Origin of the sequence: Pantoea sp. GM01 (genome assembly GCF_000282675.1) — a bacterium.
Lineage (GTDB): Bacteria > Pseudomonadota > Gammaproteobacteria > Enterobacterales > Enterobacteriaceae > Pantoea > Pantoea nemavictus.
The window spans coordinates 24,793-37,406 of the sequence record NZ_AKIU01000044.1 but is presented as its reverse complement, the minus strand read 5'-3'; the positions used below and the strand labels follow the sequence as shown (position 1 = coordinate 37,406).

Below are 12,614 nucleotides of genomic sequence, written 5' to 3'. Positions count from 1 at the left end.
TTCCGGCTCGAAACTCAGGGTTTTCAGCCTGAAATCGCCAGAGAGTGGCGAAATTTCACTCAGCGGTTGTCAATGTAAAAGGACGGCACCTGCCCGGTAACCCGGCGGAACATGGTGGAGAATGACGAACTGCTATCGTAACCCAGCGACAGCGCCACTTCGTTCACCGATTTCCCGGCGACCAGCATCGCTAACGCGGTCACAACGCAGGCGCGCTGCCGCCAGGCGGAGAAAGACAAGCCGGTTTGCTGCAGGAAATGGCGACGGAAGGTGCTGGAACTCATAAACAGCGCGCTGGCCCAGCGTTCGGCGGCATCATGAATGCTCGGAGCCTGAAGAAAAGCCTGACACTGCGCCAGCAGCGCGGGCTGCTGGGGCAGCGGAATATCGAACTCACGTGTCGGCATCGCGGCCAGCTCTAGCAGCAGTAATTTTATTAGCGATCGATCGCGATCGGATGCATATAACGGCGGTAAATCAACGGCTTCAATCAGCAGCTGGCGCAGTAGCGGTGAAACGCTAAGCACGCTGCAGCGATCGTTGGCGCGTAACGTTGCCGCGCACTGCGGTTCGATGTACAAACTGCGCGTCGAGACGCCAACGAACTTTACGCTGTGCGCGGTGTTCGGCGGGATCCACACTGCATGCTGCGGCGGAACCACCCATTCTCCCGCCTGAGTGGCAACGTGCATCAGCCCGGTTGCGCCATACAGTAATTGTGCACGGCGGTGGCGATGTTCTGGCAGCACAAAGCCCTGCGCATAGTCATTGCCAAGCGCCACCACATCACGCTCCAGTTGATCGAATGCATCTATGTGACCATTCCGCATGTTAGCTATCTGTCTCAGATTGACCGGTTTGCAAGGTTAATTGAGCGCTGCACAAATGGGAAGCGGGCAGGTGGCTGCGTAAGCTGCGTAACTTATTTGCTGATGCTGAGAACGGTAATGAATGAGCTATTAATTATTGTGCTGGCGGGGTTTGCTACCGGCATTACCACGGTACTGTTTGGTTTTGGTGGCGGCTTTGTCGTTGTGCCATTTGTCTACCAGCTGCTGGCGCAACAACCGCTGCTGGCGGCAGACGCGATGCACATCGCGGTGGCCACCTCGACCGCAGTGATGATCTTCAACGCCGGTTGGGCCAGCTACCATAACTGGCGCGGCTGCAAGTTGAATAAAGCCACCTTGCTCCCGCTGCTGTGGTTCATCGCGCTGGGTGCGGTGATCGGATCGTCGCTGGCTGGCGAAATGGATGATAACTGGATACGCAGGTTGTTTATCATCTACATGCTGGTAACCATCGCCGATTGTCTGCTACGCAAAGGGTTCTTCAGCTGTAGCACGCCGCGATCGCTCTCTCGTCTGACCGCCAGTGCTGGCGGCACGGCGATGGGGATCATCGCCGCGATGTTGGGCGTTGGCGGCAGCGTGATGACCGTACCGCTACTGCGCCGCCACGGCTACGCAATGCGCGATTGCGTCAGCGCGGCTAATCCGCTGTCACTGCCGGTGGCCATTTGTGGTGCTATCACTTACGCCATCAGCGGTTGGCAAAAGATAGCCGCTAGCGGCTATCTGGGATTTATCAGCCTGAAAATCCTGGTGCTGCTGGTGATAGCCGGTTTTAGCGGCATCATGTTTGCTCGCCGATGCATTCCGGCCGTTCCCGATGGGTGGCATGCCCGGGTGTACGTGGCGCTTTTATGCCTGGTGCTGTTCGCCATTGCGGTTTAAGTGCGGGGCATAAAACCATGCTGCTGCAAAATCGTCTGCGCTTTTTCTGAGGTCAAAAACGCGGCAAAGGGTAACGCTTGCGTGGCGCAGCATGCCCGCCGGGCCAAACTCGGTGTTCACGGTAAGGGCGAATTGGCAGCTGATCGCTGCCACTAAATCCGGCCACACTGCGCGCAGGCTACCGGCTGCCACTATTTTCAGCGTGGTCATTTTTGGCAAAGTCTGCACCTCAACATGGCGCAGCGTTGCGCCATTGTTGTGCTTTGCGCATCCCGGCCTGCATTGTAAAGAAACATAAGTATTCGATCTTGTATCCAAGAGCGTATCCCATCTGGCTTTGGCTCAAACGCGTCATTTTTTGGAAAGTATTGGCACGTAATCTGCAATATCTCCGTTAGTTGCTAAATCGGGAGTATTCGCATGTTTGATGCACTGTTGGATGAAGATGCCACGACGCTGGCGGCGTTGATCCGTAGCGGGGAGGTAACGGCGCAAGAGTTGACGCAGGCCGCGTTGGATCGCATGGCACTGCGCGAGCCGCAGATTCAGGCCTTTTGCACCGCCACGCCGGAGTTGGCGCTGCAGCAGGCGGCGGCTATTGATGCCAAACGCGCACGCGGCGAAACCCTGGGTGCATTGGCGGGGGTGCCGCTGGCGGTGAAAGATCTGATTTGCACCGCAGGAGTAAAAACCACGTCCGGATCGCATGCTTATGCCGAGTTCGTTCCGGAAGAAGATGACATTACCGTTGAGCGCCTGTTAGCTGCCGATGCCGTGCTGTTGGGCAAAACCACCGCGCCGGAGTTTGGCTATAGCGGCGTGGGACACAATCCGTTATTCCCTTCACCGCGCAACCCGTGGGATCTGAGCAAAACGCCGGGCGGTTCCAGCGCCGGTTCCGGTGCTGCCCTGGCGGCGCGCCTGTGTCCGATTGCGCTAGGCAGCGATGGCGGCGGTTCGGTGCGTATTCCTGCTGCCCACTGCGGCGTGTTTGGCTTGAAAGCATCGATGGGGCGCGTGCCGCTCTGGCCGGGCTGTCGCGACGAGCGCTATCCCGGCGTATCCAGCTGGGAATCCTTAGAGCACATCGGTCCGATGTCGCGCAGCGTGCGTGACAGCGCGCTGATGATGTCGGTGATGGCGGGGCCAGACATGCGCGATCGCCACTCAATTCCCTGCAGTGATGTGGATTGGCTGGCGTCGCTGGATAAACCGCTCAATGGACTGCGTATCGCCTTTAGCGCTGACTTTGGCTATATCGCCGTGGATGCAGAAGTGCGTGACGTTGTCACCAAGGCGGCGCGACGCTTTGCGCAGGAGCTGGGTGCCGAGTTGGATGAAGTCGATCCCGGCACCGCCGATGAAGGTGCGACGTTCGCCGCGCTGGTGGCTTTTGAAAGCGATTTGACCGGCATGCGCAAGATGCACGCTGAACTTGGCTCGCGCATGTCGCCACACCTCAGCGCCATGCTGCAACGCGACTGGCGTGCCGAAAACTTTACTGATGCCAATACCATGCGCAAGAAGCTGTGCAATCAGATGTGGCGCTTTATGCAGCACTACGATCTGCTGCTGTCACCGACGCTGGCGGTACCGCCGTTCCCGCTTAATATGCAGGGGCCGGAAATTATTGATGGCCGCATGGTGCGCAGCGATCACTGGCTCTCCTTCTGTTTCCCGTTCAACTTTACCGGCCAACCGGCGGCGTCCGTGCCTGCGGGCTTCACCGCCAGCGGCCTGCCGATTGGCATGCAAATCGTGGGTCGTCATCTGGACGATGGCCTGGTGCTGGCGGCCAGTGCCGCATTCGAGCGCATTCAACCCTGGAATCACCTTCATCCTTTTTCAATCGGAGATGCCCATGACTAACAAAAATTCACCTGCTCTGGAGCAGGAGTTCGAACACGAGCCGGTACCGCTCAGCCATCGCCACTCCACCGGCTCGGTATCTGCAGTGTGGTTCGGTTTTCCCATGATCCTCACCAACGCGCTGTTCGGCGGCATCATTACCTGGCATCTCGGTTTTTGGCCCGCGTTGATAGCGATTCTGCTGGGTAACCTGGTGCTGTTTGCCTATGTCGGCGCGCTGAGCTGGTTTGCTGGCAATACCGGCATGAACTTCGCGCTACAGGCGAAGCGCACCTTCGGCACTAAAGGTTACATCCTGGTCTCTGGCTTCCTGTCGACGGTGGTGATTGGCTGGTACGCCTTCCAGACCGGCTTAACGGGCACGGTGATCAATCAAACTTTTGGCTGGAATGCGCTGGCGGTGACGGCGTTCGCCATGGTGCTGTATACCGCGGTTACGTTTCTCGGGGTGCGCGCGCTGTCGGTGCTCGGCCTTATCGCCGCGCCGCTGTTTGTGGTGCTGGGTTTAGTGGCTTTATGGCTGATTGGCCAGCATCATGATTTCAGCACCATTACGCAGTTTAAAGGGGGCAGCGGCGCGGTGGGCGTAATGAGCATGGGCACTGCGGTGACGATGGTGGTCGCCGGTTTCGCTGATTCGGGTACCATGACTGCTGATTTTACCCGCTGGTCAAAAGACGGTAAATCAGCGGTGATCGCGGCGTTTTCGGCTTTCCCGATGGCGAACGTCATCTCCTACCTTTTTGGCGTCGTGATTGTCGCGGTCGGCGCGGCAGTTGATCCGGCGAGCAACGGTGGCAACTTCCTGCCGATGTTAATGGGTCACGGCATGCTGCTCTCAGTCATCGCCTTCCTATTCGTATTCATCAACCTCGGTTCGGTATGCACGCACTGCCTGTATAACGGCGCGGTGGGCTTCAGCCATCTGTTCAGCAGCAAGATGCGTCTGTGGACGGTAATTCTTGGCGTCATCGGCGGGGCACTGGCGCTGGCTGGCGTATGGTCCTACTTCCTTGAATGGCTAAGTTTGCTTGGCATTGTGGTACCGCCGTTTGGCGCGGTGATGATCGTCGATTTGATCTTTATGGCCAAAATCAGCGAGCAGCGTAAGGCACGCCGTCTGCGTGGTAGCGCCTTCGCCGGCTGGGCGATAGGGAGTTTGTGTGCGGTAATTGCGCACATTGCCTTCCCGCAGTTCGGTGAAGCGGTGATTGGTTTGGTCACTGCCGCGGCCAGTTACACGCTGATTGTGAAATTCAAACGTGAAAGCGTAGTGAAGGTGATGGAGGAAAAAAATGCCTGATTATGCGATTGATTCGACTCCTTACTTGTGGCCGTATGACGGTCGTTGCAGCCCGCAGGATACCGCGCTGGTGGTTATTGATATGCAAACCGACTTCTGCGGCAAGGGCGGTTATGTCGACAGCATGGGTTATGACATCGCGTTGACGCGCGCGCCAATCAAGCCGCTACAGCAGGTGCTGGCGAAGATGCGCGAGTTAGGATTCCCGATCATTCATACCCGCGAAGGGCATCGGCCAGATCTCAGCGATCTTCCGGCCAACAAGCGCTGGCGCTCGAAACGCATGCAGGCGGAAATTGGGGCGCCGGGTCCGTGCGGGCGCATTCTGGTACGCGGCGAACCTGGCTGGGAAATTATTCCGGAACTGGCGCCGCTGCCGGGTGAAATCATCATTGATAAACCGGGGAAAGGCTCGTTTTACGCCACCGATCTGGAGCTCATCCTGCACAGTCGCGGTATTCGCAATCTGATCATCGGCGGTATCACCACCGATGTGTGCGTACATACCACGCTGCGCGAAGCCAACGATCGCGGCTTCGAGTGCCTGGTGTTATCCGATTGCTGTGCCGCGACCGAATTAAAGCATCACGAAGCGGCACTCAGCATGATTCATATGCAGGGCGGGATTTTTGGCGCGGTTGCCAGTTCACAGACCTTGCTGGCCGGGTTAGCCAGCAAACAAGCGGCTGAGGTAAGTTAACGCCTCAACCACTTTTCATAGAGCTCCGGCCACGCCACGGTGGGTGTGCCGGGCCTGCCCATACCAAAGCCATGTCCGCCACTGCTGTAGCGATGCATCTCAACCGGTACATGCTGCTGCTGACAGGCATCGGCCATGATAAGCGTGTTGTGGGGATCGGAGATCGGGTCATCCTCAGCCTGCACCAGAAAGAAGGGCGGTGATTGCGGATTCACGAACTCCTGCACTGACCAACGTGCATCTTCACTGGTGGAGGCTTTTTTGCCGACCAGAATCTTGTGGGTTGAAGTATGCGTGTAGGGCGGCTCCAGCGTGATAATCGGATAGATGAGCGCTGCGCGATCGGCTGTAGCCGGTTGGTTATCCAACGCGTCCGTTGCCCTATAAGAACGAAAATCTGCGCGGGTTACGGCCATGCCGAGCAGATGTCCCCCAGCCGATAATCCCAGCACGCTGACATGCTTTTCACGCTGCCGCACCATGCGCAACGCACGCTGTGCATCCTGCAATGAAACTATCGCGCCATCTTTCCAGCCTTCATGCGGCAAGCGATAACTCAGCACATAGGCGGTGTAGCCGCGTGCCGTCAGCCAGGCGGCGGCGGGCCAGGCTTCTTTACCCATCTCAATACGCGTATAGCCGCCACCTGCGGCAACTAAGACCGCGCGACCATTGGGTTTAGCAGGGGTTAATAGCGTAAGCGTGGGCTGCACAATATTGCGTTGGGCGCCTTTGTCTGAGATCACCACATTGCCAGAAGGGCCGCCGCCACCTGGCGGTAAATCGGGCCACAGCGGTAAAATTTTAGTGGTTACTTGCGTGGCAGCAGCAAACGTCATTCCGCTGCGCATGGCCAGCGCCGAAAGCGAAAGGCAGGATAAAAAATGGCGGCGATTCATGTTGGGTCCTCATGAAATGGGAGGCCCATTGAAGCAGAAAAGTCAGCAGGTGGACGCGGCTTTGTATTACCAAATGCGACGAGGCAAATTAACGGTTATAGTTACAACATACCTTAATGTGATTTTTTGATCCGGGCTTTAGCGACATTGCTGTGGTCTTTCAATCAGCGAAATTGACGTTGGATTCTGTTGCGGCCGCTCTATAAAGAATTAAATGGGCATATAAGGTGGTATATGCCCATGAGCATCTTAATTAATCTCCACGCAATAACGACAACAATGTCTCGGTATTCATTTTCCCCACGCTATCACTGCCTTCCAGTAAGTCGGCTGCCAGCTGACGTTTACGGTTATGCAGGCCAACTATTTGTTCTTCAATCGTGCCTTCCATTACCAGTCGATAGACAGTCACAGGTCGATCCTGACCGATACGATGGGCGCGATCGCTGGCCTGATCTTCTACCGCAGGATTCCACCACGGATCGAGATGAATAACGTAATCTGCCGCGGTTAAATTAAGTCCGGTACCACCGGCTTTCAAACTGATGAGGAACAGATCGCCCGTACCCGCCTGAAAATCATTTACACGCTTTTTCCGCTCAGCCGGAGGCGTTGAACCATCCAGATATTGATAAGCGATATTCTGTTCATCGAGTGCTGCGCGCAGCAGGGCAAGATGGTCAACAAACTGACTAAACACCAAAGCTTTGTGGTGGTTTTCGCGTAATTCATTGACGATTTCAAGGCAGGCCTTGAGCTTGCTGCTCTCCAGCGAAACGTCGTGCAGAACCAGTGAAGGGTTGCAGCAAAATCTGCGCAGGCGCGTGATCTCCGCCAGCACCTGAATGGTACTGAGGTCTTTGCTCTCTTGCAGGTTCTCGATGGCTTGCTGGCGCAGCGCCTCGTACCAATGTTTTTCACTCTCGCTCAGGGGAATTTGGTGAAGAACATCTGTGCGCGGCGGAAGCTCGTCAAGCACCTGAGCTTTGGTTCTGCGCAGGACAAACGGCTTGATCAGTTGCTTCAACGTCGAAGCGGCGAGCTTGCTGCCATGCTCGATCGGCACTGTGAATTTTTGGCTAAAGGATTTTTGATCGCCCAGCAAACGCGGATTAATGAAACGGAACAAACTCCACAGCTCACCAAGATGGTTTTCAATCGGCGTACCGCTGAGCGCTAAGCGAAAATCGGCCTTCAATGCCATCACTGCTTTTGCGCGCTGGGTCTGCGCATTTTTGATCGCCTGAGCTTCGTCCAATACCACGCTGTGCCATTGCGTAGCGGCAAAGCGTTCAGCTTCCTGCAGCAGCATGCCGTAACTGACAACCACGACATCAAATTCGCCGATATCAGCGATATCGCGGCGATAGCGAAAATCGCGCATCTGCAACGTTGGCGCAAATTTAGCGCTTTCGCTCAGCCAGTTGTAGGTCACGGATGTGGGGGCGATAACCAGTTGTGGGCCATGCGGAGCACGTTCCAGCAGCAGCGCTAACGTCTGCAAGGTTTTCCCCAGTCCCATATCATCCGCCAGGCAGGCGCCCACACCCCAATGCGCCAGACGTGAAAGCCAATAGAATCCTTCCAGCTGATAATCGCGTAATTCGGCTTTGAGCGTGCTCGGTAGGCCAGGCAGATGTTTCTCTCTGGCCTTTAATTCATGCAACTGCTGCTGCCAATCGCTATCGCCACGCAAATCGCCGACTTCTTCAGCGAGCGTTTTGATAAACGGCAGGGTTAATGTAGTAACCGTCAGCGCCTTATTGTCTTTTACCGCCATCAGCATTAACTGTTGCAAACGTTGGCGCAGCTGATGATCCAGTGCCAGCCACTCTTGATCGCCAAGGCGAATAAAGCGTCCCTCGCTCTCCTCAACCAGTTTCAACAATTCACGCAGTTTTAGCACTTTATCGTCATCCAGCTTCAACTCACCGGATAACGCGAACCATTCTCCCTGACGCATCACGTTAAGCGTTAACGCACGCATATCACGGCGGCCGGTAAAGCGCATCCGCTCACCTTCGGGCCAGACGCATTCGAGTAAGTTGCTATCGACACTTCGCAATTGGCTCAGCATTTCCAGTGCATCCTGCGTCTGGTTAAATTGCCATTCCTGATTGTCCTGCTCCGTTTCCGTCAATAGGGGGCAGGCTTGCAAAATTTGCTGCATGCTGGCCTCTTCGCGTTTCAAATCGCGTCGGGTCTGCACCGCTTGCTTGTCTTGCTTACCATGCACAATCTCATTGCCACGACCTACCGGCAGCCAGCTGCCGTTGACGAGAGGGCGAACCAGCAGTTGCAAGCGTAAACCTTCGCCCAGCGGCAACAGCTGCGCATAAATTTTTTCATCTGCCTCGACGTGTGGAATGTGGGCAGTGAACTCAGGCAGATCGGCCTGAATAGGCAGCAGTGGCGCAACGGCAGTAATCGAACGCAAAACTTTGTCGCGTGCGGTTGCGGGAATTCGCAGCTCTTCACCAAGTACCGCGGCAATTTTTTTGTGTGCTTCGTTCACCACATAGGCGACTAATCGGGTCGGCGTTTCATTAACGATCACGACCTGATCGCGGCTGTCGAAAGTCGGGTTGAGCCTAAGGCAAAGTTGGCCGTGCTTTTCGCTGATCGAGAGCTGGATTTGTCCTGACTCAACATCGATGCGGACATCCGGCGCATCTTGCCAGAAAACAGCGGGATGTCCGGCCAGCAGCGGCAGCGCTTTATTGGCGTCAACTTCATATCTATCCGAACCGTAATAGTTGTAGTGCGAAGTGATATGTTTGGCGACCTGGCGATCCTGCGCCACCAGCCACGGCAGCTTATCGGATTCGTGGCGCAGGCGTTTTAGCGCGATGGAGCGTCCCTTGCTCCAGCCTTGCTGATTCCGTTTCTGTTCCACGGGAATCATCTCAATCCCATAGCCGTTATGCGACAAGAGCCAGGCGAGGCGTGACGTGCTTTCGCTACTCTTTGGCGAAAGTTGCGCCAGTGCTTCCAGCGCGTATTCCCATGTCTCTTTACGCTGCCAAAGCTGGCTAATCGCCTGACGCTGGCGGGGTTTTTCAGGCGCAGGTTCAGAGAACTGATGATGTAAAAGGGTTCGCATTTCAAATGCGGGAAGCGTATAACCCCGTTCTTCCAGTTGTTTCGCAAATTCCAGCAGGCGCGAACGCTGTTGTTCTGGGTGTTGCATATCGCCAAGCCAGTACAGAATCAGGGCTTGAAACATGCCGGCTATGCCGATGAGCGGCTTATCGATGTACTCAAAACTGCGCTGTTTAGGCGTGATACCAAATCGCTTAGTGATTAATCCTTCAAATAACCACCAGGCAATATTGTCGTTTTTGCTCTGTTCTGTAAGTTCAAGTAATTCGGCCGGCTGTTGCGGTTCAGTACGTGAAAACAGGGTGATGGCAGCTAATATCGCCAATTCCGGCGGCAGTTGCAGTTTGCGTTTGCCGGTAAGCTTACGCAGCTGTTTTACCAGTAGCTGCCAGGCTTGCATCGCTGACTGAGGTTCTCCCTGATACAAAGCCAACCAGCATTGAGCTGCATAAGGTAATTCGGTTTTCAGGAAGTCACGATCGTCGCGCCACAGTGCTTCAAACGCTAAGGCGTCAATCATCATCCCAGGAATGTTTGGTAAAGCTGCGGCGAAGTTACGTGCGAACTGCCAGAGTTGCGGGCTGACCTTGAATTGCTCGCTGGCATCACTAAGCGCGGTGGAGAGCAGCAGGATTTGCACATCGTGATGCAGCAGGGTAAAAGCCTCTCTTCCCGCCTCATCCGCAATCAGTTTAATGGCAGGATGATCGTCCAGTTGGAAATTTCCGTAATAGCGCCAACGGATAGTGTGTTCTGTGAGCTGATCCATCATTCCCGCCAGCGCAGACATCCACATAAGTGTCTTATGAATATCGACGACTTTGGTGCGATAGGTACTGCAATGATCAAGAACGGCGTGTAGGACTTCGGGATGGCGTAACAGCTGCAAAACAACCTTATTTTCGTAGTTTTTAGTGAGCTGCCAGCGTTGTTCCACCAGGGCAATCCATCCCGCTTGTTGAAACTCCTCCAGTAAGGCATCTAACTCGGGATGGTTGATACGACAAGGTTTGCTGTCAAAAGCGTTTAACGCCGCCATGATCGCCGTTTTCGATAAGGGAGACATCACCGCCAGCAAATTAAGCAGCATGCTCTGATGAAAAGAAAACGAGGCGAACGTATCGGCTAAATCATGATGAGCGCTATTCACTGAAGTCATATCACTTTCCGTCAATCACTGTGCAAGGTTACTTTTGCAGACATGGTAACGGCTAAGACATAGCATAGCCAGACGGCGTAATAACTGATTGATTTTGGTAGGTATGAAGAGAAGAGCAGGGTAACAGAACGTTACCCTGCAAACGGCGTGGTTATCCGCGCATCGGTTCAGCGCGCACCGGTTTATCGCCGGCGACAAAGTAATCCGCTTCACTGCGCGGCAGCGGTTGGCGACCACGAATGTTATCCGCGATTTTTTCACCAATCATAATGGTGGTTGCGTTGAGATTGCCGGTGATGATCAACGGCATAATTGAGGCATCCACCACGCGCAGGGCTTCCAGTCCGTGCACGCGACCTTCACCATCTACCACTGCCATTTCATCGGTACCCATTTTACAGGTGCCGCACGGGTGATAAGCGGTCTCGCCGTGGTTGCGCACAAATTCATCCAGCTGCTCATCGGTCTGGCAATCCAGGCCTGGGCTGATCTCTTTGCCACGATACTTATCCAGCGCCGGCTGATTAATGATTTGGCGCGTGATACGAATCGCATCGCGGAACTCATGCCAATCCTGCTCGTGCGACATGTAGTTGAACAGAATCGCCGGATCGCGACGTGGGTCGCGTGATTTCAGGCGCACATAGCCGCGGCTTGGTGAGCGCATTGAGCCAACGTGGCATTGGAAACCGTGTGCTTCTACAGCATTCGAGCCGTTGTAGTTAATCGCGACTGGCAGGAAGTGATACTGAATATTCGGCCAGCTGAACTCTTCGCGGCTGCGGATAAAGCCGCCGCCTTCGAAGTGGTTGCTGGCGCCGACGCCGGTGCCGTTAAACAGCCACTCGGCACCGATTTTCGGCTGGTTCCACCATTTGAGTGCCGGATAGAGCGAAACCGGCTCTTTGCACTCATATTGCAGGTACATTTCGAGGTGATCCTGCAAGTTTTCGCCCACGCCCGGCAAATCGTGTACCAGCGGGATATCGAACTGCTTCATTAACTCAGCCGAACCGACACCGGAACGCTGCAGAATCTGTGGCGATGCAATCGCACCCGCGCACAGCAGCACTTCACGACGCGCCTGCACTTTATGTGAGGTATTGCTGGAACCCAGCAGATACTGCACGCCAATCGCACGTTTACCGTCAAACAGAATGCGGTCTGTGGTGGCATGGGTGATGATTTTCAGGTTCGGACGCGTTTTCGCGGTATCGAGGTAACCGCGCGCGGTGCTGGAACGGCGACCTTTCGGCGTCACAAAGCGGTCCATTGGACCAAAACCTTCCTGTTGATAGCCGTTAAGATCGTCCGTGCGCGGATAACCGGCCTGCACGCCCGCTTCAATCATCGCAGCAAACAGCGGATTGTTGCCGGGTTTGCAGGTGGTGATGCTTACCGGGCCTTCGCCGCCATGATAATCGTTGGCACCGATATCGCGCGTTTCAGATTTACGATAGTAGGGCAGGCAGTTGAGATAGCTCCAGCTCTCGAGGCCAGGCTCTTTCGCCCAGTTATCCAAATCCATCGCGTTACCGCGGATGTAGCACATGCCGTTGATAAGCGATGAGCCGCCCAAACCTTTGCCGCGTCCGCACTCCATGCGGCGGTTGTTCATATACGGCTCAGGTTCCGTTTCGTATGCCCAGTTATAGCGTTTGCCCTGTAATGGGAAAGCCAGCGCCGCAGGCATTTGCGTGCGGAAATCGAAGCGGTAATCTGGGCCGCCCGCTTCTAAAAGCAGCACATTGACGCTGCTATCTTCGGTCAGTCTTGTCGCCAAAACGTTCCCTGCGGATCCGGCTCCGATAATGATGTAATCAAATTCCATTAGTCGTTCCTCAGG

The 12,614-nt window shown here is 55.2% G+C and carries 9 protein-coding genes; 4 read left to right on the top strand and 5 right to left on the bottom strand.

Going from position 1 to position 12,614, the window contains the following annotated elements; genetic code table 11:
* Positions 1 to 59 precede the first annotated feature (59 nt).
* Complete coding sequence (locus tag PMI17_RS12690; protein WP_007890123.1) at positions 60 to 830, bottom strand: helix-turn-helix transcriptional regulator; 771 nt, start codon at positions 828 to 830, stop codon at positions 60 to 62.
* Positions 831 to 947: 117 nt separating this feature from the next.
* Here PMI17_RS12690 and PMI17_RS12685 point away from each other — a divergent pair, with 117 nt between their 5' ends.
* Entirely contained in the window at positions 948 to 1,736 is a 789-nt protein-coding gene (locus tag PMI17_RS12685) for a sulfite exporter TauE/SafE family protein (protein WP_007890122.1), read from the top strand.
* On the opposite strand, the gene PMI17_RS25590 is transcribed toward PMI17_RS12685, so the two are convergent.
* The gene (locus PMI17_RS25590) at positions 1,704 to 2,054 is read right to left on the bottom strand and encodes a hypothetical protein (RefSeq protein WP_193372778.1); all 351 of its coding nucleotides are present in this window, start codon (positions 2,052 to 2,054) and stop codon (positions 1,704 to 1,706) included. The genes PMI17_RS12685 and PMI17_RS25590 overlap by 33 nt on opposite strands.
* Before the next feature lie 102 nt (positions 2,055 to 2,156).
* Between PMI17_RS25590 and PMI17_RS12675 the strand changes: the two genes are divergently transcribed.
* From PMI17_RS12675 to PMI17_RS12665, 3 genes are read left to right on the top strand one after another with little or no spacing between them, the layout of a single operon-like run.
* The gene (locus PMI17_RS12675) at positions 2,157 to 3,605 is read left to right on the top strand and encodes an amidase (RefSeq protein WP_007890120.1); all 1,449 of its coding nucleotides are present in this window, start codon (positions 2,157 to 2,159) and stop codon (positions 3,603 to 3,605) included.
* Positions 3,598 to 4,908: a cytosine permease gene (locus PMI17_RS12670; RefSeq protein WP_007890119.1), complete on the top strand. Its 1,311-nt coding sequence runs from the start codon at positions 3,598 to 3,600 to the stop codon at positions 4,906 to 4,908. The genes PMI17_RS12675 and PMI17_RS12670 overlap by 8 nt, the downstream gene beginning before the upstream one ends.
* Positions 4,901 to 5,608: a cysteine hydrolase family protein gene (locus PMI17_RS12665; protein ID WP_007890118.1), complete on the top strand. Its 708-nt coding sequence runs from the start codon at positions 4,901 to 4,903 to the stop codon at positions 5,606 to 5,608. Before PMI17_RS12670 ends, PMI17_RS12665 begins: the two co-directional genes overlap by 8 nt.
* Here the strand turns inward: PMI17_RS12665 and PMI17_RS12660 are convergent.
* The 3 genes from PMI17_RS12660 to betA form a co-directional block, all read right to left on the bottom strand.
* A complete protein-coding gene (locus PMI17_RS12660) occupies positions 5,605 to 6,507 on the bottom strand; it encodes an alpha/beta hydrolase (protein ID WP_007890117.1) in 903 nt (300 codons plus the stop codon). The two genes, PMI17_RS12665 and PMI17_RS12660, sit on opposite strands and share 4 nt — an antisense overlap.
* A gap of 253 nt (positions 6,508 to 6,760) precedes the next feature.
* On the bottom strand, positions 6,761 to 10,768 hold the full coding sequence (locus PMI17_RS12655) for a DEAD/DEAH box helicase (protein WP_007890116.1): 4,008 nt from the start codon (positions 10,766 to 10,768) through the stop codon (positions 6,761 to 6,763).
* 151 nt (positions 10,769 to 10,919) lie between these two features.
* Positions 10,920 to 12,599 carry a choline dehydrogenase gene (gene betA / locus PMI17_RS12650; protein WP_007890115.1) on the bottom strand — a complete coding sequence of 560 codons (1,680 nt, stop codon included), beginning with the start codon at positions 12,597 to 12,599 and terminating at the stop codon, positions 10,920 to 10,922.
* Positions 12,600 to 12,614 lie beyond the last annotated feature (15 nt).

What these genes read in the sequence shown, in the direction of transcription:
- PMI17_RS12690 (WP_007890123.1), bottom strand. Translation starts at nt 830, where the DNA reads ATGCGGAATGGTCACATAGATGCATTCGATCAACTGGAGCGTGATGTG.
- PMI17_RS12655 (WP_007890116.1), bottom strand. Translation starts at nt 10,768, where the DNA reads ATGACTTCAGTGAATAGCGCTCATCATGATTTAGCCGATACGTTCGCC.
- PMI17_RS12660 (WP_007890117.1), bottom strand. Translation starts at nt 6,507, where the DNA reads ATGAATCGCCGCCATTTTTTATCCTGCCTTTCGCTTTCGGCGCTGGCC.
- PMI17_RS12670 (WP_007890119.1), top strand. Translation starts at nt 3,598, where the DNA reads ATGACTAACAAAAATTCACCTGCTCTGGAGCAGGAGTTCGAACACGAG.
- PMI17_RS12665 (WP_007890118.1), top strand. Translation starts at nt 4,901, where the DNA reads ATGCCTGATTATGCGATTGATTCGACTCCTTACTTGTGGCCGTATGAC.
- betA (WP_007890115.1), bottom strand. Translation starts at nt 12,599, where the DNA reads ATGGAATTTGATTACATCATTATCGGAGCCGGATCCGCAGGGAACGTT.
- PMI17_RS12685 (WP_007890122.1), top strand. Translation starts at nt 948, where the DNA reads ATGAATGAGCTATTAATTATTGTGCTGGCGGGGTTTGCTACCGGCATT.
- PMI17_RS12675 (WP_007890120.1), top strand. Translation starts at nt 2,157, where the DNA reads ATGTTTGATGCACTGTTGGATGAAGATGCCACGACGCTGGCGGCGTTG.